Genomic DNA, 21,274 nt, shown 5'->3' with positions numbered 1-21,274 from the left:
ATGAATCATAGGAACCATTTTCTGATAAGGTGGTAGTACAAAATGACTATAGTTCAATCGGAATGGATTGGTTTTCTCCGACAATATGGACCAATTCCGCGTAACGATAATATGTATGATGAAGCGATTCATAGAATAATTAAGCGGAAAAATATCCATCCAATAATCGTAGAATCTGTTTATTTAAATGAACTTATTGAAAACTATAAATCCTCTAGTCCTAAGTCTGTAATACTGACTGGAACGGCTGGGGATGGGAAGACATATAACTGCAGAGAAGTTTGGTTAGCTTTAGGCGGTTCGCTACAAGTTTGGCAGAATGACGATAAGGTGAAAGAATTAGATTTGCCAAATTCTAAGAAACTTTATGTTATTAAGGATTTAAGCGAGCTGAAGGATGAGGAAAGAGGTATCTTAAATCAGTTCGTTAACTCGGTCCTTAATCCAAACGATGGTAATGTGTTTTTAGTTGCTGCAAACGATGGGCAGCTTATTGAAGCCTGGAAGCATCTTGGCACCGACCCACTAACTGTACAAGTAAAACAGTGCGTGGAAGATTTGTTGGTTACTGAAATTAAAGAAAAAAGCGGGTTCAACCTAAGACTATACAATTTAAGCCAAATAAGCGCGGCGAGACTCTTTCCTCAAATTGTGGATGTTGTACTGCAACATCCCGGGTGGAATGATTGTAACCAGTGCTCTTTGAGAGAAAATGCTCAAACGGGCAAGACGTGTCCTATATGGGAGAACCGTAATCGTCTCGAAGGGAATAAAGACGAACAGCTGATTAGATCGCGAGTCACCGATCTTTTGGAGTTATGCGAGTTAAACGGTGTGCACCTTCCTATAAGACAACTACTCCTCTTAGTGTCAAACATGCTTCTTGGTCATCCGGAGGCCAAGGATCGACTTATGTCGTGTTCTGATGCTGCTAAAATAGTTGAGGAAAATAAAACATCGCTTGCAAGTGTTTACCGAAATATTTTGGGTGAGAATCTCACAGAAAGACGTCGCGAATCTACTGATGTATTTGCTGCACTCGGAAAGTTTGGTATTGGTTACGAGACAAGTAATACGATCGATAACATCTTAATCTTTGGTGAGGACGACCCTGAACTTCTACCTTACTACGAAGATCTTGTGCTAAACGATACATACTACGGTGCCGACCAGACTTTCCGTGCTAATCAAAAAGAATACCTAGAAGGCGTATTAGATAGCGGTGAAAACTTTTTAGAATCTCTCCGATCCCAAAGGCAAAGGTTATTTTTTGTAATCTCTAGAGAAAAAGAGAATGACCTTAAACTTTGGCATCTTACAACCTTCCAATACGCTGGGGAATTTTTGTCTGATGTTTACAGAGTGGCTAAAGACGGCAAGGTAGCTACGCAAATAACTTCGAGGATTTCCCAGGGGTTAAATCGAATTTTTACAGGTCTGTTAGCAAAGAACAATGATGAATTGATTTTGGCTACGTCTGGAAGCCATTCCCAAGCGAAGGTAAGTAGAATTTTTGAAGAGAGTATTTCGGTACCGAAAAAACGCGGGGAAAGCATGCAGATCCGAATGAATGCAAATGGCAAGCTCGTGATAGAAGTGAAGTTATCATCTTCTGTTGCTACAGTTGAACTACCGCTCCAGTTGGTTCGCTATGAGTTTCTTTCGCGGGTTGCCGAGGGTGCATTGCCGGGGAGTTTTTCCAGGGAGTGTTATGAAGATATCCTGGGTTTTAAAAGCAAGCTTCTTAAAAGACTAGAGGAGCGCCGTAGAATAGATGAAGAAGATTCGGATGATGAAAGTGATTTATCATTTAGAATCATTCGACTAAATCAAGACGGCTTGATTGACGACAGAATCGTGGAGGTTAACTACGATGAATAATGAAAGACTTCCGCGCCCGACAAAGATTGACGCAGATATGTGGGTAGATGAGGCGATCTGGGGCCACAGATTATATGATGAGCAAACCCCATGGCTTTGTTTCATGGAATTTTTAAATGTTCTTCAATCTGAACTTGAGTCTGGCCGAGCATTTGTTGAATCCGAACCAAACAAATTGGCGTATTCACCCAAATCAAGACTCTACTTACGGAACATCTTGTTTAATAACCCTCAATTAACCCTAATATCAAGTAAGTATAGATACGATGATAAAGAAGCCTGGTTACAGTGGTACGAAGTTATGGGAAAGGGACAAGCCGGCATCGTTAACGCCGATTTCAAATACCTAGAAAAAAGGTTCTCAAACTTTGGGGATTTCGCATCGGTGATTCAGTTTCTTCGAGAAACAACAATTGAGGGTGAGAACAACAAACGGTGGAGCTCACAATTTATTTTTCCATACGGTCCGGACTGTTTGTATGAAGACCTTAATGTAAAAGATAATGGCTTCACTAATGATCGAAGATTTTTTGGTAGAACTGGTGAGCTGTTGTATTTAATGTTGACGAGAAGCGACAAAGGGGTTCAAATACTCGCAAACCTACAGAAAAGCGTCTTAAACCCATTAAATAAGTTTAATCGATTAGTTGCAGCGCTAGAACCGAAAGACGTGGTAAGTTCATCTCCTCTTCGAACCGGAGTTTATTTGCCTTATCCAGAATTGGCTGACTATGAATTACTCGCAGATGATTGGTTAAGTTTGTTAGAAAGCAATATTCCGAATTACGATGCGATTCCGCACCTTGTAAACATAACCGGACTTCATTTGATAATGTACAGTTTAAACAGGGCGAAGGCCGTCTTAGGTGATACTAACAAACTAACATTTATCTTAGAGATTGTTTCTCCGAAGAAAACAATCATCAGAGAACTATCTTCTGATTCTTTCATTGAGCATAACAATATGTCTCGGAGAGCTGTAGAGGCATATATCAGACAGGTTGTCGAAACGGAGTCTTGGAATCAAGTTACGGACATACATGAGGCAATCACTGTACTGAAAAATGAATTTGCTTGGCCGAAAGATAACAAAGAGAGTGAGGTTGAGTCAGCGAATTCACCCGATGATTTAATTAATATGTTTGTTTCTGCAGCAATTAATAGACACAAGCAACACGTCGATAAATTTCACGGTGTCTGGGGAAAAGAAATAGGACTCTCGTCAAGAAGAGGCGCACGAAGACTACGTTATGCTCCCCAAGATATGCTTTTGAAATCTTTGGTACTGTGCGTTGTTCCGAAGAGAATGGAATTCCAAGACTTCTTAGATAAATTGTATGAAAAATATGGTTTTATCATTGGCGATAAGCAGGCTCTTGAATTGACGGAGGCTGGGAGAGCAGATTTAGAAGCGTTCTCTGACAATGCAAGACGACTTGAGCAACGATTGGCAAGTATGGGGTTACTACGCAGATTATCTGATGCATGCGCATATGTAGAAAATCCCTTTGGGATTCAGGAGGAAGTATTACCATGAACCAACTAGAGTTAATTGGAAAGGTAGCGACTGAATATCTTCGCCGGCAATTACAAAATAGCCAATCTGAAGAGGGAATTGCACGTTTCTTATTGGATCGCCTTACCGGAGATCAGGTCACCAATATATGTAAAACGATAAGCCAAGATATGCAGCTAGTCTCGACTATGGCCATAAAAGTCCCTCGGAAATTAGTTGAGGGCGGCAGTTTGCCTTCTGAAATGGTTACTGACGAGAAGACAACTTATTGGAGAAATGCTTCTTGTGATAAGCCAGCTATCTTATTAGCGAACACGAACGATGATCAAGGGCAATCGCTAAGAGATATAACAAGGGTTGGGGCAGGGGATCTCAAGAGTAACCCAGATATATGGGTTCAAGTGGCAAGTAACGACCTCCCTCTAAGCGATGAGCAAAAAAAGCATTGGCAACAAGCGTTGAAAGGTTTGCAAGAGGCAAATGAATGCAGCCTTGAGGAATTTAGTGAGTTTACTGTAAAAGTACGTGAAAGAATTGCGGAGAATGGCATTCCTGTTGTTAGGGCGCTTGGTTGGGCGTTACCTGCACTTCGCATTCCACGTGATTCTTATTACTTTGATGCAATCCCAGAGAATGCTTTGGGCCATGCTAGTAGGTGGAAGAAGCTCTTTACAGATGCATATAACAAAAGGGCTTGTTATCTATATAAGCAACATTCGAATCGTCAAATCATCGAGAACAGTGAGATTCAGGCTTCTTACGAAAAGGTAAAAAGCCAAATCGATCCGTCTGTTCAACCAATTATGGAATTGTTCATTGAATCCAATGTGAGCTGGTCTACCGCGGCGGAGAACCTTTCGGAGTTAGAATGGGAGACGGATAAAGTCAACCTTCTATTTTTTGAATTAAAGCCAATGAAGGTAAATCTGGCAGATAAAACTCAGCAATTATATGATGATGAGTTTCCAGATACTTTAACGGATGCGGAGATTCTTTATCTTGATAATTTAAACGAACTTTTTCAAAAGAAAAAAGCGAAGGAAGCTACAGAGGAAGACAAGGAATTTTACGATAAGCACCGTCATAACTTGGAGACAGACAAGGCACTAAAAGCAGAATGGGATCGTTTCGTTTATGGAAAGGCGATTGAATGTACTGATTTTTTAGTTGGTTTATTAGAGGTAACTGAGCGCCTCTTTACTCAATGCGATAACTTTATTGGGGAGAAGACTCTAAGAATCCGGACACAGAAGACAACGAGTAAAAAAGCTTGGTTGGACCTTAATGAAGATATAGGTATGGCGTTTTGCACTGCTTACAGGGGGCTTGAGAAGTTAACCAACTGGCAAGTAAATTGGGAAACGTATCATTTGTTTAAATACGATGAGTTAGTATCAGAGGCCAAACAGAAGAAAGGCTACAAAAAGAACACCTCAACTGCAAAAGCAGCTATTCAAATCGTATTCTACATAGAGCTTAGTTACCTTGACTTGCAGGGATCAAAGCAAAAAAATGAAGTGAAACTGGTGTGGCAAGGTAACCCTCAAGAGATTGGGCTTGAGCTTCACGATGATTTAAGGAGACTTGCTGAGCACCCTTTCTCTTATTCTAGTGTATCACAAAATCCTGTTAGCAAAAAAGGTAAGTTACAGGGGTTATCTTTGAGCGATGTCGGTACAATTCAAGCGGTATTCGGACAAGATAGGGGTTCCCTAGTTGGAGTATATGCAAAAACAACTGACTTGCAAAAACTAATCTTAAATAACCTGAAGAAGTTGCTTGAAGAGGCCAGACTTTCTCAGAGCGATTATGATGCTCTAAAAGAAACATGGGCTAACTTTTCAACTAAGTACAAGCAGTCTATAAATGATTGGCTATTTGATGGTATTAGTTCTGATTCAATGATTGAACAAAGCGAGCTGTACGATAAGTTCTTACGATCCTTACAAGAGCATGCTTTGGGTGATATGAATCGAATTCATATCGTGCAGCCTGTAATGGATATCGGAAATATCAGAGTGGATGGAGATAAGAATAAGCCGATGACCATTGTGGCTCCATGGCACCCGATGCGAATGGCAGCAAAGGCAGTTAAGGCGCGGCAAGTCATTGGTTTACTAAACTATGTTCTAACATCGGACCAAGTTGACTTTGGCGATCAACGCTTGTTCTTTACGGATCTCAAAGAAGAAATAGTAAGTCCTTATTATCCAGAAGTTGCAATAGGGTATAAGGGCCATGAACCGGTGCTCCTTTCGATTACAGATGTTAAGAATGATTACACCTTAATGGAAAGCCCAGTGCGTACCGAAGAAGAAATGCAGACGAATGAAGATCCAAAAGAAGCAAGCAATAAACTTCTTAGCCTAGTTGAACGGTACTTGGATCTTCAACCGCACGAAAAGACGAATCTAAGCTTAGTCTTGTACAACTGTGATTCCACAAGACTTCCGGAGACAATCGTAAATTCGCTAGCCGCAATGCACGAAGTTGAAGATGAAGTGCGCTGCCAGGTGATCTTGAGGCATCGGGATACAAATAAATTAAATGAATTATATATGAAAATGATAGAGAGTACGGATAGTGATGCCGATTCCTTTGTTGCGAGTGAGGTAACCCGTGATTTTATGGCACGCCTCCGTGTAGGAGTCATGGCACATGAGGCTACTGCATTAGACCCCAAAGAGGGAAAGCTTGCTGATATCGTATTCTTGCAAGATGTTATCTCGCGGCAAGCCAATCTTGAATGGGATGAAGTCCAGGTGAGGCAGATGCCAGAATTACTTAATCACTATCCTCCACGGTGGGCAAAAAGAAGATCTACAGCGAAGGATGAACTTAAATCTACGGTGTACTTGGCATGTCCAAGTCAACCTTCAGTTGGATGGTCTTACTTATCATCGGTTTATTCAGTTGTTAAGGGAAAAGACGTTAACCCAGGAACATTCCTTTTACCGGCAAGGCAAATTTCGTTCCAGAATGATAAGGTGAAGGCCATCTTCGATGAAGCTCACAAGCTAGGCGAATGGGTAGTCAATTATGATCAATTATTAGAACGAAGACAGCTTAGGAATCTTGGGGTGAAAGTAATAAAGTACCAGCACAATAAATCCCATGGTTCAAATGTTGTTGTTTCTTCAAAATCTCAATTAAACCTGTTAAATGTACTTGTAAAAAGAAGATTGAATGCTTTAGGCCTAGGGTTAACTGAAGTGGAATTAGTGCAGCTCACGGAGCGGTTTATTGAGGATGCCAATGCAATATCTGGCGACATCGTACTTCGTGCTGCAAAACGAGGTGTGTTTGCGGGTGAATTAATTGGTGTCGTACTAAGTAAGATGATCCTTCAATCCGAGATGGGAACAGAACAGGCTGTAGGTTGGTTTTTCCTTGATGATTATGCAAGTTGGCTTGGACAAAAAGAAGAGCAGATTGCAGATATTTTAGCGCTTGCACCTAAAATGGTTGAAGCTAAGCCGCATCTTCAAGTATTTGTTTCTGAAGCAAAGTATGTCGATGCCAAAGGAGTATCTGAAGCGAGAAAAAATTCTTCAAAACAGTTGCGCGATACCGTCTCAAGAGTGGATAACGCACTTTTTGGTGATCCAGGACGACTTGACCGTGACTTATGGCTTTCTAGATTAAGTGATCTGTTAAATGACGGTATCGAATTAGCTCCGAATTCTCCGTTTACTGTTGAAGAGTTGCGTGAGGGTATTCGGGCAGGGGAAATTCCCATTGAAATCAAAGGTTATTCCCATGTATTTATGTCTACGTTACCCGACACAGTTTTAGATAGTGAAAGAAATCCCATTACGAATGCTAAGAACTCCTATCAAGAAGTGTTTACTAGAGATCTTGTAAGAGAATTAGTCTTGGCTTATCATCACGGGAACTCGATCATCGAAGTCAGGGAGAAGCTTGACGAAAGCAAGCCTTGGGAGTTAAGCAATGCTAAATTACCCGCTCCAAGAATCAACTTTGTTGCTGCGAGTAATAATGGACTTGCCGCGGGACAAAGTAATGCCCCTAATAATTCCGACGACGATCAAATTGAGTTCGACTTTGAGACAGATGAAGCTCAAGGAGATACAGAGGAAAACGATCCCGTGAACGAGGGGGAAGGAACAAAACCGGTGGACCCAGAGGGAATGAAACCTATCGCAGAAATGAGCAGCGAAGTTCCTTGGGCGAATGCTCAGTTAGCAACGTGGATATTACAGAATGCCCAAAGCACGGAAGAAACTAGTGAGGACCAATCGTGGGTTACTGAAACAGTAAATAAACTTAGAATGGCTTTGATTAGCTATAACTTACAAGCTAAAGTAATTGGCCATCGATTGACGCCAAATGCTGTTGTAATAAGGCTAAAGGGATCAGACCAGTTGAAGGTGGACGATATCGAGAAAAGGAGATCTATTCTTCTTACGACACATGCCCTTGATGTCATAAACATCATGGCCCAACCTGGAGAGATTGTTGTCTCCCTGGCCCGCCCGCATAGGCAAAGCATATCATTAGCGGATGTATGGAAGGTAAGGAAGGTCCAAACCAATGCATCCGGGTTAAACATGAGCTTTGTGATAGGTGTCAAAGAAATCGATGGGGAACTTCTCTACCTAAATTTAGGTGGCGAGTTTGAAGGCGGAGCTCAGCATGCTCCACACACACTCATCGCGGGTGCAACCGGAAGCGGTAAATCTGTCTTGCTGCAAAATCTAATCCTTGATATCTGCGTAACCAATAGCAAGGATTTGGCACACATTTATTTAATTGATCCTAAATACGGTGTCGATTATATGCATCTAGCTGAACTTCCACACCTTGTTGAAGGGATTGTCGATGACCAGAACAAAGCAACAAAGATACTAGAGGACCTCGTCGTTGAGATGAATGACAGGTACCAAAAGTTTAAGGGAATCAAAGTAAATAACCTAAAAGATTATAATGCCAAGGTATCCGATGAAAAGCTGCCACTTATATTCTTAATCCACGACGAGTTTGCCGAATGGATGCTTGTGGATGAATATAAGAATGCGGTTTCCTCCATTGTTCAGCGCCTCGGAGTAAAAGCACGCGCCGCGGGGATACATTTAATTTTTGCAGCTCAGCGACCAGACGCAAATGTCTTGCCGGTTCAGTTAAGGGATAATTTGGGGAATCGATTAATTCTGAGGGTTGAAAGCGTTGGGACTTCGGAGATTTCCTTAGGGGAAAAAGGGGCGGAGAAGTTGCTCGGAAAGGGACATTTGTCTGCTAGGTTGCAGGGGGAATCCGGTTTAATTTTTGGGCAAGTCCCTTATTTATCAAGTGAAAGTTTAAATGAAGTTACTGGATTGCTTACTAAAATATAAGGTATGACATTACTTTACCTAGAAGAAAAATAGATTTTAGATGCGCCAACAGGTTGCCCTAGGGGCAACCTAATTTATACTAATGTGGAAGTTTCATTCTTGGTTGATACCCACATAAAGTTGCATAACCTCTTAATATTTGGCAGTTCATTTTTTTGTTAGATAATCTGGCGTTTATTCAACATTAATAACGAAGACCCTAGCAATTATAAGGCAGCATACGTATCAATCTTTCCTAATAAAAAAAGACGTTAATTGGTTGGGATCCGGTTCATACAACAAAAGTTTAACCTAATAGAACATGATAGAAGAGGAAAAAAAAGTATTGAGTAGAAATAGTAAAATTAAACAGGAAGAATAACAAAAAGATAAGGGGGATGTGAATGACCAAATTTTCAGCAATGGCACGCATTTTATCCCACTTGGGTGATCAATTAATTAGTAGCTCTACAGTGGCTCTACTTGAGCTCATCAAAAATGCATATGACGCTGGATCACCTACAGTCAAGATAATTATAAATCAAGCTGATCGGACTTTGATTGTCGAAGACGAAGGATCGGGTATGTCACGTAAGGGGATACTAAGTAAGTACCTTGTAATAGGTACTACTGATAGACTTGATAAAAAAGAACGTATAAGAAGGAAAATGTCTGAGGGCGAGACTAAAGAAGAAGTAATTGATGATTTGGAAGAGGAGTTTGAAGAGCAAGAAGAAAAAAATGAAGTAATCGATATGGAGAATTTTACGGAAGATGACCTAAAGGAGGAAGACGAGGAAGACGAGGAAGACGAGGATAATGAGGAAGAGGACAATAAGGTTCCTCTTGGTGAAAAAGGTCTCGGCCGTTTTGCAACGATGAAGCTTGGAGAAAAATTGGTGTTATTCACAAGGTCTAAAAAGAGTCAGTTTGGAAGTTTATTAATGATCAATTGGAATAAGTTTAATTATTCTAGTAAGGCAAAACTTGATGAAATTAATGTCCACTTGTTTAAGGTAACGCCAGGGGATATTTCTTCCCGATATGGAGAGTCATTTGTTAAGCTAAAAATATACGATATCAAAGATTTTTATAATCCTGAGGAATGGACTAAGAAGAGATTTGAAAGTTTCTACAAGAAAAATTTTATGAAATATATAAATCCTTTCCAACCAAATAAAGGGTTTCAAATAACTTTAGAAATACATACAGCAGATAAAGGCTTTCTTCGTCTTACCCCTGAGATTATCGATCGGAATTTTCTAGAACAAGCACCCTATAAAATAATTGGTTCTGTTAAAGGGGAGTTGTTGGATGCTAGTTATTTCATTCGGGGGGAAGATGATAAAGAGTATTCCGGCAGAATGCCAGGCATCATCCAGGAAATTGAGGGTCGCCTTCAGAGAGAAGAAGATGTGATTGGACCATTTACCTTTGAATTTTATTTTTACAATCGAAATAAAGCTCGACTTGACAAAATTAAAGGTTATGAGGATTTCGCTGAGAAAAAAAGAATCCTTGATCAGTATAATGGTGGAATTATGATCTACCGGGATAATTTTAGAGTACTGCCTTATGCTGAACCCGGAAATGACTGGCTTGAACTTGACAGTAAAGGGTTTAGGGCAAGTGGAATTAGGTTCAATACTTTACAAACAGTGGGTACAATACATATTTCCTCAATGGAAAATAGTAATTTGAAAGATCAAACAAATAGGGAGGGTCTGGTTCATAACAAGGCTTATGAAAACCTTAAAATAATCCTCTCCTCAATACTTAAGAGTTTTAAAAATAAGATTGAAGATTATTATCCACAAAAGACAGTTAAAAAGGGACCCGTCGAGACAGAAGATATTCATTTAGCTATTAAGCCAATCCCTACGAGAATAAATAGCTTAAAAACAGATATGCATAGTTTGTTCACATTGACTAAAACCTCTGATACAAATGTTCAAGATATAATAAAAAGATTAATTCTCAATGTGGAAAACATCTCTAGGGAATATTCTGAACTACAAGAATCGGTTGATGAACTTGATGAAAAAATAAAAGAAGTAGAAAATCAGCAAAAAAGAATATTTGATTTGGCTGGCATTGGTATGACAGCAGAAACAGTGGCACATGAGATGAGAAGTTATTTGGGGCGTATTAATAGTTATTTGATGGACTTAAGAAAAAGAGTTCCTGGGGAAAAAGACGCACTTACTATTTTACTTCATAACACTAAGGCTCTTGATTTAGTAGTGTCAAGACTAGATCAGCAATCGATAACTAGAAGAAGGACAAGGTCAAAAATAAGCCTAGTTAGTGTTTTAAACGAGGTATGTAAAAGTAAATCAATAACTTGGAAACTTGATGACGAAAATCATGCTGAAATAGAAATTCTGTCTGATGGTGAATGTTTTGTGAAGGCTAATCAGGGGATGATTGTCCAAGTATTTGATAATCTTCTTAATAATTCTCATTACTGGTTGCAGATTCATAAAAAGAAATATCCTAATAAAAAGATGCGGATATCAATACTTGTTAATAATAAGGGGATTGTGGAGTTTTCTGATAATGGAACGGGGATATCCCATGGAGATGCTAGATATATATTTGAACCCTTCTTTACACGTAAAGTAGATGGTGAGGGCAGAGGGCTTGGATTATACATTGTATCTCAAATATTAAATTTCCATCATTCTGAAATCAAATTATCAACAGAACAAAATGATTATGGTAATTATCATAAGTTTATTATTGATTTTTCAGAGATAGTTGAAGAATAGGGGATACACGATGGTTACAGTAGATATGCTTAAAAGTACATTAGAAAACATGCAAATAAATCGTGCTGTTATAATAGATGATCAAGTACATTTTGATCCTGGAAAGATCAGTGATATTCTAAACGGACATTATGATGAAGCCGATTTTGACATTCGAGAGTTTGTGTCGACGTTAGGCTTGTCTATTGATGAACTTAAAACTACGGAAGAATACCCATCTTTGTTTATAACGAAAATCAAGGAACAGTTTCCCAACATGCTTCATTCCCAGATAAGAGAACTTATAATATTGGTGTCAGAGGTCTTGGGTGAGGGCAATTTGGAATTACATGATAGGGTTCCGGAAGATTTGGATATTGATAGTAACACGATACTTTTTCTCGACTATAAACTTGCCGGTAGTTTGATAACATCAGAACAACTGGCAAATTTACTTGCGCAAAAGTCAACAACGGATAAAAATCCAAGAAGTATAGTCTTCATTAGTAACGATGATTATTTCATTCTTGATGGTGTCAGATATCGAATGTTGGATTATAAACTGCGAACAGATTATTTTAGAAAACTTAGGGAGAAACATGAGTCAAAGAATTATAAAAATACTGTTTATGACTATATTTCAAAAAAAAGTTTAGCAACCGCTGCAGCATCAAATGCTGAGTTATATAAAGTTTTGCAAAACTTATACGGAAGTAAAAAGTTCTTTCAACTGTTAAATTGTATAGAAGATATATTATTTAGTAGTAGCGTAGCGGTATTAGGACAATTTCATTTATTGAATGCAAGATCTATACAAGAAATGATCAAAGAGAAGGTGACAGAAGAGGGAATCTCCGCTCCAGCATTTTTAACACAATGGATATCACGTCACATTGCTAAAAAGGTTGAAAAGAATGAAGCTTTCGGGCGGGAGATTGATAGGATTATAAGTGAAATTAATAAATGGACTCACTCGTACTACGAAATACATGAGGATGTAGCATTACGTGATATTTTACTCTCAGAAATGTGGGATACTACAGTTAATGAAAGGCATCTTCCTGTTGATTTCGGTGATATATTTGAGATTGACTATAACAATGATAGGAGACGAGCTATTCTCCTTACCCAAACATGTACGCTAGCTGTGAGGAATAACGGGAAACGATCAGGAAGAGTAGCAATGCTAGCTCTTGAGAATGAAGAAAAGAAGGGCCGCGACTCAGGTATTACAATTGAGGATTGGAACGGGGAAGAAATAACATTCGATTTAGATGAGACAGTTAGTATGCCCATATCATTCCTTGATATAACAACTCTCAATTCAGATGGAAGTGCTATTCTTTCCTGGGATACCGGTGCAACACCATTTAATACTCCGTCCAATGCAATTTGGAGTGATGGTTATATAAAGATGATGAGAGAACTTGTTAATGACATGGGATTAAAGTTAATTAGAACAAATAAATCCATGTATCAAATAGATGAAACGTTTATGCCCTTCACTAATGATAACAGTCATCAAAGTTATAAGTATATATTTACGCTTAAACGATGGCATCGTTTGGATCAACAGTATGCTCTTTTCATATTTCAAACAGCACAAGCTTGGTGGGGGAGAATAGGACTACCGGTCAACATCAACTTTATGGATGATTATCAAGAGATAGAAGGCAGAATTAACGCACACGGATCCGAATATTTGGTAAAGGCATATATAAAGAGACGTGTAAATGACATAGTTGATGTAGGAATATCTATTGATGAGCTCACCCGCGTTATAAAAACAATATATGAGGATGATGCAGCTTATATTGAAGAATTACAACCTTTAATGACTCGCCCTGAACTTGCACATTTACATCTAGCATCAGGTAATAAAATATTATCACTAAAGTTAAATAAAAATGGTATAAATGTCCTAGCAACCAATAACATATATGTAAAGCTTACGAACGAATATCCATGTAATATTGATATCCGAGTTGGGAAAATTACTAGGTTCCTGCTTGAAGGTGATGAAATAACTTCTAGTATTGTTGAGTATGGTACAGACTTGATAGGTAATGTTAGGATAAAAGTATTGGAGTCGCTCTTGGAGGAAAAAGATTTATTAAAACATGTTGAGCGCATTGAATATAAAGTTGCGGATCATCAACTAGGTAAAGTAGTTAGCCTTAATTCAAGACAAGATAAGATTTTCGAATATGTTATTGAAAAAAATATAATGATGCTTAAAATCTCTGATCAATTTTTGCATCAAGAGACAGCAGTTGCAGAGGAATCCTGATTCTTTCTCTTATACAGCTATAGTTGGATGGAATATATGTTTATTTAGAGAAGAGGGTACGATAATCTAGTTAGCCTCAGAGAAGTTTTTATTGAGGCCTGGCTTTCATGATTAACAGTACCATAACTGAGTTCCTCTGAAGATATTTGCGTGAAAAATAGCTAGGGGTGTGGCTTTTGGATTATTTCACTATAAATGAACATGCTTATCGTATAATGAGAGTTTTACATGCTATGGAGGTTGAAGAAATCTCCAACTTTGATCTTGAAAATATCACTGATTGGCTTAATATGGCGGCTGGAGTAGAGCAGGTACGCATTATTACAGAAAGGTACGATTCATCAATCTATTTTTGTGGATCAGCATTAGCTTATTCAGATGAAAAAAGTAAACTTTGGTCGGAACTATGCGCAGAGCTTGTGACTTTTAATTTTATTTGGGGAAGCTTAGAGTCGTTAATATTAAAACTTGTTGCTAGAAAAAACAAAACTTCAACGACTTACTTAGGAAGAGAGTTTTTAACTGCCAACTATAAAGAACCTTCTATTGAGGGTTATCTTGAAACGTACTCGATCTTATATAAAACACTTGGAAAAGAATTATCTGGAAAAGTATTAAAAAATATAGAAAATGAGCATTATGCTGCTAAAGGATTATATTTAGTTTCAAAATTACGTAATCAATTTGCGCATGGGTCAAGGCTGCTTCCCATTCCAGATGATTGGTCCGATGGATTAATAAAAGAAGTAGATATGATTCGAATGAGTTCACGAATAGTATTATTAACAATCCAAATGTTGTTAATTTCCCAATACGGATCGAATCGTTATATTATTGAAGATCCAGTATTATTTGATTTTGATGAATTGGAAGAACCTGTCTCCTTAGATGCATTGATAAAAAATCTACACTTACAGGATTATGATGTGAGAATCTCTATGAAGTAATGTTACTTACTCTAATTTTGCCTAAAATGAATTAACATCAAAACAGTTAGTAACCGAAGCCCACGTGACGTAGTGCTTCTTGGCACTTTTTTTATTTAACACTTCAAAGTTTAGGTACGAGATTTAATCTCCCGGCAACATATACAATCTAGTGGTTTTTTGTTGACGACTTGTTGACGAACATCGTCAACAAGCAATCAAACACAAACCAAACGAACAATACGTGTTGGCTAAAACCCTTATATATCAAGGGTTTTAACCAACTAATACAGAATCAAAACAACTCCCACATGTTCCCGCATACGGTACATGTGCGGAATTTCTTGAAAGCTTAAAATAAGATTTCAAAACCTTCGAAATAAATGAAGTTGAGCAGAATCAAATATCGCAGAATTATTTCTAAATAAGCTGCATTGTGAGTCAACTTATGAAATAGGAATAATCCAGTGCAAGAATTTTGGACATCATTGTAGCAATATGCTCAAACAAAAAGCCATGCCGAACTAAATTGGCATGGCTTACTGGCGTGCATGTTTCAGCACCTCAGTCAATATATTTTTTGCCATTTCAACTGCCGATGCATCGTACTGGGCAAGCATAGAGACGATTTCTCGGATTACCTCTCCATTAGCAGTTAGTTGTGGATAGGAATCATTTGCTCATCCAGCTTAGAAAGTTCAATCATATGGATTTCTATATCGTTACTGAGTGGAATTCCGCTTTGATTTGTTTAGCAATTGGGGATACATGAAACGAGTATCGTTTAATCAAGGACTTGAGGCTCATTCCCTTTTTATTTGTTAAAATCGATAGGAAGTCCAACCTTCTCTCAAGTGTGTGTTAGCGGTACTAAACACTTCGAATTTTGGGGAGGTACTCCTTTTTTCTTGCCTTAATGATTTAAGCCCAGCAGGGGTTTGGAATTATGAAATGGATTCAAATTTAAATAATTTTACTTTTTTCCACTGTGCATAAAAGATAGAATCTGATAGAATATAAAGAAATACAATGGATTTAGTAAGGATTAAAAGGAGGCACCTTTCCATGCAAAAACTGATGCTTGATTCCATATACGAAATGACGCATCTGGATCAACTCGAGGCTGAAGCGATTTATATTATACGAGAAGTAGCGGCGGAGTGTGAAAATCCCGTGATGCTGTATTCGATCGGGAAGGATAGTTCCGTGATGCTGCATTTGGCTCTGAAAGCTTTTTATCCCGAGAAGCCGCCATTTTCTTTCATGCATATTGATACGACGTGGAAGTTTAAAGAAATGATCGAATTCCGTGATCGCAAAGCGAAAGAATTCGGAATCAACATGATTGTTCACACGAATCAGGAAGGTATCAAACAAGGGATCAACCCAATGGATCATGGTTCCGCGTATACCGATATTATGAAAACCCAAGCATTAAAAGAGGGATTGGACAAATACGGATTTACGGCTGCTTTCGGCGGTGGAAGACGTGATGAGGAAAAGTCGCGTGCGAAAGAGCGGATTTTTTCATTCCGCAATAAGAATCATGCGTGGGATCCGAAAAACCAGCGACCGGAAATGTGGAAGCTTTTCAACACAAGAATTAATAAAGGGGAAAGCATTCGCGTCTTCCCAATATCCAATTGGACAGAAAAAGATATCTGGCAATACATTCGAAGAGAAAACATTGATATTGTGCCTCTTTATTTTGCAAAAGAAAGACCCGTCGTCAATCGCGATGGACATATGGTCATGGTAGATGATGATCGGTTGAAACTCGAGCCTAATGAGAAGGTTGAAATGAAGAAGATGCGGTTCCGCACATTAGGCTGCTATCCGCTTACTGGCGGTGCCGAGTCGGAGGCGGATACGCTAGATGCCATTATCGAAGAAACGCTTGGTGCGGTTTCATCCGAACGGACAACTCGGGTTATTGACCAAGAGGCGGCTGGAAGCATGGAAAGACGTAAACGGGAGGGCTATTTTTAATATGAAAAGTTTGCTTAAATTTATTACATGCGGAAGTGTAGACGACGGAAAATCTACCCTGATTGGACATATGCTTTATGAGGCAAAGCTTTTGTTCGCCGACCAAGAAAAAGCATTAGAGCTGGATAGCAGACTCGGCAGTCGCGGCGGAAAAATTGACTATTCTTTGCTTCTTGATGGATTGATGGCCGAGCGTGAACAAGGGATCACGATTGATGTGGCTTATCGGTATTTTACGACGGATCACCGTTCATTCATTGTGGCGGACACACCGGGACATGAAGAATATACACGTAACATGGCAGTAGGCGCATCCTTTGCGGAACTGGCCGTCATTCTTGTGGACGCTACCAAAGGGGTCATTACCCAAACCAAACGCCATACCCGGATTTGCGCACTCATGGGGATTAAACATCTTGTATTAGCTGTAAACAAAATGGATTTAGTTCATTTTGATAAAAAGATATTTGATGATATCAAAGAAGATTTCTCCCGAACGGCCGCTGAATTTCATTTTCAAAGCATACAGGTTATCCCTGTTTCTGCCACAGAAGGGGATAACATTACCAAAAAGTCACAACATACTCCTTGGTATGTGGGCCTTTCTTTGTTGTCATATTTAGAAAACGTGGATGTTCTTGATGCCAGCGATAAGAAGCATTTTATGATGCCGATTCAGCGTGTATGTCGACCAGACCATACGTTTCGCGGTTTCCAAGGCCAGATTGAGGCTGGGAGCATCGCAGTTGGCGATGAGTTGACGACTCTACCTAGTCGTGAGAAAGCGAAAGTCAAACGTATTTTAGTGACAGATCAAGATAGGAACTTAGCCTATGCTGGGCAACCCGTAACCATTCAATTGGACCGTGAAGTCGACGTTTCGCGGGGCTGTGTATTTACGAAAGACAATCAAATCCAGGAGGCTGATAGCTTCGCCTCCACGATTCTTTGGATGGATGACTCTGTACTGACTCCCGGTAAAAATTATTTGGTCAAAGTAGGTACGAAAATCCTGCCCGGTACCGTGACGGCCATTAAGCATAAAATCGATATTAATACTGGAAATACGGTTCCAACCGATCATATTGTCAAAAATGAAGTGGCACGATGTGAATTTGCATTATCGGACAACATTGTATTTGATTCCTTTGAACAAAATAAAAGCATTGGCGGATTTATTCTGATCGATCGTGTAACCAATATGACATCCGCTTGCGGAGTCATTGACGAAGCCCTTCAAGGATCCGACAGTTTGGTAGGGCTAGATACGGAAATCACCAGAGATGTTCGTGCTCAGCAAAAAGGTCAAAATCCATTAACCCTCTGGTTCACCGGTACGGTTCCGGATAACTCAACGCTTGCGAAGGAAGTCGAAAAACGGTTGATATCGACAGGCCACCATACCATGTTACTGGGGAATGGCCAGGGAGAATCGTTGCAGCGATTAGCAGAAGTGGCAAAATTGATGAATGATGCTGGACTTATTACATTGGTATCGAATGATTCCCTGAGCGAAAACGACCGAGAAACCGCGCGATACATCATCGGCAAAGAATATATTGAAGTTTATGTAAATGGACCGCTTGCAGGCAGTTCGAGCACAAATGATACACCTGGGAACCCGGAAATCGAAATCGATACAAGCAAGTTTTCAATCGAAGAAGCTGCAAATTATGTAGTGAAACGAATTATCAGATATTTAATCAATGAGAGTAGTCGTGGGCAATTCCTTAATTTCTAATGCGAACATAACCCGTTTTTGATAGCGCAATCGAGCAAGAAGTGAAAGTCTCCCGTACACATGCTTGGAAAAATAGATTCAACGAAATAGTCCTTGAAACATAGTATCCCTACATCATCGTGAATAGTGATGTAGGGATATTTTTCTTGTGTCCGCGGCAGGGGGTGGGGTGTGTACTATGCTTGCTCAGAAGCTTAATATGAGCATCTGAGGGTGGCATGACATATCCTCCATATCCTCGTTTGTTGTTGGGCCGCAAACATAGCCTTTACGGCATTGAACGTAGGGCGCTGCTGTTCCGAGCGGTAATGCCGATGGTGGCGAAGAACGTCGAGATAGATGTACTCGCTGTTTCCAGTCTTAACCCCCATGCAATCCTCCCAAAAATCTTAACGCAATATTCGCTAAGTTACGTTTTAACACTTCCCTCACAATCTTTTAAATTTCGATAACAAAATTTAAACAACGAACACAATCATTTTCAAATGATCATAATGTTTAACACTTAGGAAACAGACAAACCGTACTTTCATTTCGTAACATAAAAGCAGAAAGTAGAAAGCACAGCTAACAGCAAACTATCGAAGGTGAATATGATGCGCAAGCGGCTCAACTTGTTGTTAAAGATAGGTCTTGTTTTGGCGATTGCAGCCGGTGCGCTTTATTATGGGCTGCGTCCGCTTTTGGTCAGAATCGAAAGCACGACACTGGCTAGCGGCATACATGTAAAGTTTAGGACCCAAGGAACGACTGTAGAAGAATACACGAATGAAGCCTGGCAGCCCTATTTCGCCAAGGGGATCAATATGGGGGCGACAATCCCCGGACATTTTCCCGGTGAACTGGCCGTTTCGGAAGACGAATATGAGAGATGGTTCGGCATGATTCAGGACATGGGGGCGAATGTGATCCGGGTGTATACGATCATGATGCCCGAGTTCTACGAGGCCCTGGTCAAATACAATAGGAATCATCAGAAAAATCCGCTTTTCTTTATGCAGGGCATTTGGAGTCCCGAGGAACAGCTGATTGAAGGGCAGGATGCATTCGATCCCAAGATCAAGCAGAAATTCGAGCAAGAAATTAAAGACGCGGTCGCGGCGGTTTATGGAAAAACGACACTCACGCCCGAACCGCATTCGGGAAAAGCTGGAGGTGCCTATAAATATAACGCTGGACCTTATCTCATGGGCTGGATTGTCGGGACGGAATGGGACCCGAAGATGGTGAAGGGCACCAATGATTTGCACGCGGACATCCCAGACTATGCGGGGGAACATTTTCGCAATAAACCGGGAGCGAACGCTTTTGAAAAGTGGCTGGCCTTGATGGTCGACACGGCGGCGCAAACGGAAATTCAGTATGGCTGGCAGCATCCCATGGCCTTCGCCAATTGGGTGACGACGGACCCGATCGCGCATCCGGGCGAGCCGCTCGTTGAAGAGGATCTAGTTAGCGTCGATCCCACGCATATTGAGGCGGTGGATTGGGAGGCGGGGTATTTTGCCTCATATCATGTGTATCCGTATTATCCGGATTTCTTTACCTTTGATAAGTCGTTTCAGGAAATGACCAACAGCAAAGGGGAAGTCGATAGTTACTACACCTATCTGCATAAATTAAAAGAAGCGCATCCCAATCTGCCGATCATGGTTACGGAATATGGCGTGCCGGCTTCCTTGGGCGTAGCCCACTTGGGCACGCTCGGCCGTAATCAAGGCGGTCATAACGAGAAGCAGCAGGGAGAGATCGATGCAGAATTACTGCAGCAGATTCACGGTTCCGGCTACTCCGGAGCGATCTTGTTCACTTGGCAGGATGAATGGTTCAAGAAGACGTGGAACACTCAACGCTACGATGAAGCGGATCGCCGGGCGTACTGGTATAACACGCTGACGAACGAGTCCTTCTTCGGGGTACTCGGGATGTTCCCGAGCAAGGACGATGTGATTCACATCGATGGGGACGCCTCGGATTGGAACAAGCTGAAGGATAAGAAGAAGCTCGATGTGCAGGCTCCTGGCTTTGAGGAGATCTGGGCCACGCATGACGAAGGCTACCTTTACTTGATGGCCAAGCTATCTGAGCCGTTCGACCCGTCGAAGGAAAGCATCTATTTCGGAGCGGATACGCTGCCTGGTGGCAATCGTCACGGACCGGAGCTTCACGGCATGACATTGGATGAGGGATTGGAAACCTTAATCGAGCTGTCGGATGAACATAAAGGACGCTTGACGATCGCTTCCAATTACGATATTCATGCCCGGATGTATGAGCGTGCCGGACTACCGGAGATCGATCCGAAGGAAAAGCAGGATGACTCGGGGATTTTCAAGCCTTGGAAGCTGATTGTCAATTATCTGCTGGAATATCCCGACTCCCGGGTGAATCACCCCTTCGGGGATGTAGAGGTTGGCCTATTGGAGAGAGGCACCAGCGATCCGTCGAGTCCCGAATACAATTCGAAGGCGATGTGGCAGGTTCAAGGACAGGTACTCGAAATGCGTATACCGTGGATGCTGCTGGGCTTCAGCGATCCGAGCTCTCTGAGCGTCATGAACTACAACGCACCGAGCCATAACCAATTTGAAATGACGCAAGTAGAAGGGGTTCGCATCGTTCCGTGGATTGTGAAGAATGATCAGGTGGTTGGCCGAGATAACTCGGCTGCGGCGCAGCCGGTTCCGGTGTCAGCTATGCCGTTGTATACGTGGCAGCGCTGGGAGGATAAGCAGGTTGAGTACGTGGAACGGCCGAAACAAAGCTACTACATCATGAAAGAGGCGCTGAATAAGATCAGCGGCCCCGTTATCCGTACCGGTCCATCGGGCAACTGAAGCAGAGGAGA

General features: G+C 40.7%; 9 protein-coding genes. All 9 read left to right on the top strand.

The window, feature by feature from the left end:
- Positions 1 to 42: 42 nt before the first annotated feature.
- The 9 genes from WMW72_RS23480 to WMW72_RS23440 all read left to right on the top strand — a co-directional run bounded on the left by WMW72_RS23480 (position 43) and on the right by WMW72_RS23440 (position 21,263).
- Positions 43 to 1,881, top strand: a complete 1,839-nt coding sequence (locus WMW72_RS23480; protein WP_341418012.1) for a hypothetical protein — start codon at positions 43 to 45, stop codon at positions 1,879 to 1,881.
- Complete coding sequence (locus WMW72_RS23475) at positions 1,874 to 3,418, top strand: methylation-associated defense system protein MAD7 family protein (RefSeq protein WP_341418011.1); 1,545 nt, start codon at positions 1,874 to 1,876, stop codon at positions 3,416 to 3,418. The genes WMW72_RS23480 and WMW72_RS23475 overlap by 8 nt, the downstream gene beginning before the upstream one ends.
- On the top strand, positions 3,415 to 8,751 hold the full coding sequence (locus WMW72_RS23470) for an FtsK/SpoIIIE domain-containing protein (RefSeq protein ID WP_341418010.1): 5,337 nt from the start codon (positions 3,415 to 3,417) through the stop codon (positions 8,749 to 8,751). Before WMW72_RS23475 ends, WMW72_RS23470 begins: the two co-directional genes overlap by 4 nt.
- 383 nt (positions 8,752 to 9,134) lie before the next feature.
- Positions 9,135 to 11,501, top strand: coding sequence for a sensor histidine kinase (locus WMW72_RS23465; protein WP_341418009.1), 2,367 nt, complete (start codon positions 9,135 to 9,137; stop codon positions 11,499 to 11,501).
- A 10-nt stretch (positions 11,502 to 11,511) separates the two neighbouring features.
- Positions 11,512 to 13,770, top strand: a complete 2,259-nt coding sequence (locus WMW72_RS23460; protein ID WP_341418008.1) for a hypothetical protein — start codon at positions 11,512 to 11,514, stop codon at positions 13,768 to 13,770.
- Between the two features lie 233 nt (positions 13,771 to 14,003).
- Positions 14,004 to 14,717 carry a hypothetical protein gene (locus WMW72_RS23455; RefSeq protein ID WP_341418007.1) on the top strand — a complete coding sequence of 238 codons (714 nt, stop codon included), beginning with the start codon at positions 14,004 to 14,006 and terminating at the stop codon, positions 14,715 to 14,717.
- A 1,044-nt stretch (positions 14,718 to 15,761) separates the two neighbouring features.
- Entirely contained in the window at positions 15,762 to 16,685 is a 924-nt protein-coding gene (gene cysD / locus WMW72_RS23450; RefSeq protein WP_341418006.1) for a sulfate adenylyltransferase subunit CysD, read from the top strand.
- 1 nt (position 16,686) lies between these two features.
- Positions 16,687 to 18,426, top strand: a complete 1,740-nt coding sequence (locus tag WMW72_RS23445; RefSeq protein WP_341418005.1) for a GTP-binding protein — start codon at positions 16,687 to 16,689, stop codon at positions 18,424 to 18,426.
- A 593-nt stretch (positions 18,427 to 19,019) separates the two neighbouring features.
- Positions 19,020 to 21,263 carry a hypothetical protein gene (locus tag WMW72_RS23440; protein ID WP_423227592.1) on the top strand — a complete coding sequence of 748 codons (2,244 nt, stop codon included), beginning with the start codon at positions 19,020 to 19,022 and terminating at the stop codon, positions 21,261 to 21,263.
- Positions 21,264 to 21,274 lie beyond the last annotated feature (11 nt).

The organism is Paenibacillus filicis, assembly GCF_038070315.1.
Taxonomy (GTDB): Bacteria; Bacillota; Bacilli; order Paenibacillales; family NBRC-103111; genus Paenibacillus_G; species Paenibacillus_G filicis.
The sequence above is the reverse complement of the archived record's forward strand: the minus strand, read 5'-3'. Positions and strand labels throughout refer to the sequence as shown.

Excerpts from the sequence above, each read along its gene's own strand:
- WMW72_RS23480 (WP_341418012.1), top strand. The coding sequence starts at position 43 with ATGACTATAGTTCAATCGGAATGGATTGGTTTTCTCCGACAATATGGA.
- WMW72_RS23475 (WP_341418011.1), top strand. The coding sequence starts at position 1,874 with ATGAATAATGAAAGACTTCCGCGCCCGACAAAGATTGACGCAGATATG.
- WMW72_RS23470 (WP_341418010.1), top strand. The coding sequence starts at position 3,415 with ATGAACCAACTAGAGTTAATTGGAAAGGTAGCGACTGAATATCTTCGC.
- WMW72_RS23465 (WP_341418009.1), top strand. The coding sequence starts at position 9,135 with ATGACCAAATTTTCAGCAATGGCACGCATTTTATCCCACTTGGGTGAT.
- WMW72_RS23460 (WP_341418008.1), top strand. The coding sequence starts at position 11,512 with ATGGTTACAGTAGATATGCTTAAAAGTACATTAGAAAACATGCAAATA.
- WMW72_RS23455 (WP_341418007.1), top strand. The coding sequence starts at position 14,004 with ATGGAGGTTGAAGAAATCTCCAACTTTGATCTTGAAAATATCACTGAT.
- cysD (WP_341418006.1), top strand. The coding sequence starts at position 15,762 with ATGCAAAAACTGATGCTTGATTCCATATACGAAATGACGCATCTGGAT.
- WMW72_RS23445 (WP_341418005.1), top strand. The coding sequence starts at position 16,687 with ATGAAAAGTTTGCTTAAATTTATTACATGCGGAAGTGTAGACGACGGA.
- WMW72_RS23440 (WP_423227592.1), top strand. The coding sequence starts at position 19,020 with ATGATGCGCAAGCGGCTCAACTTGTTGTTAAAGATAGGTCTTGTTTTG.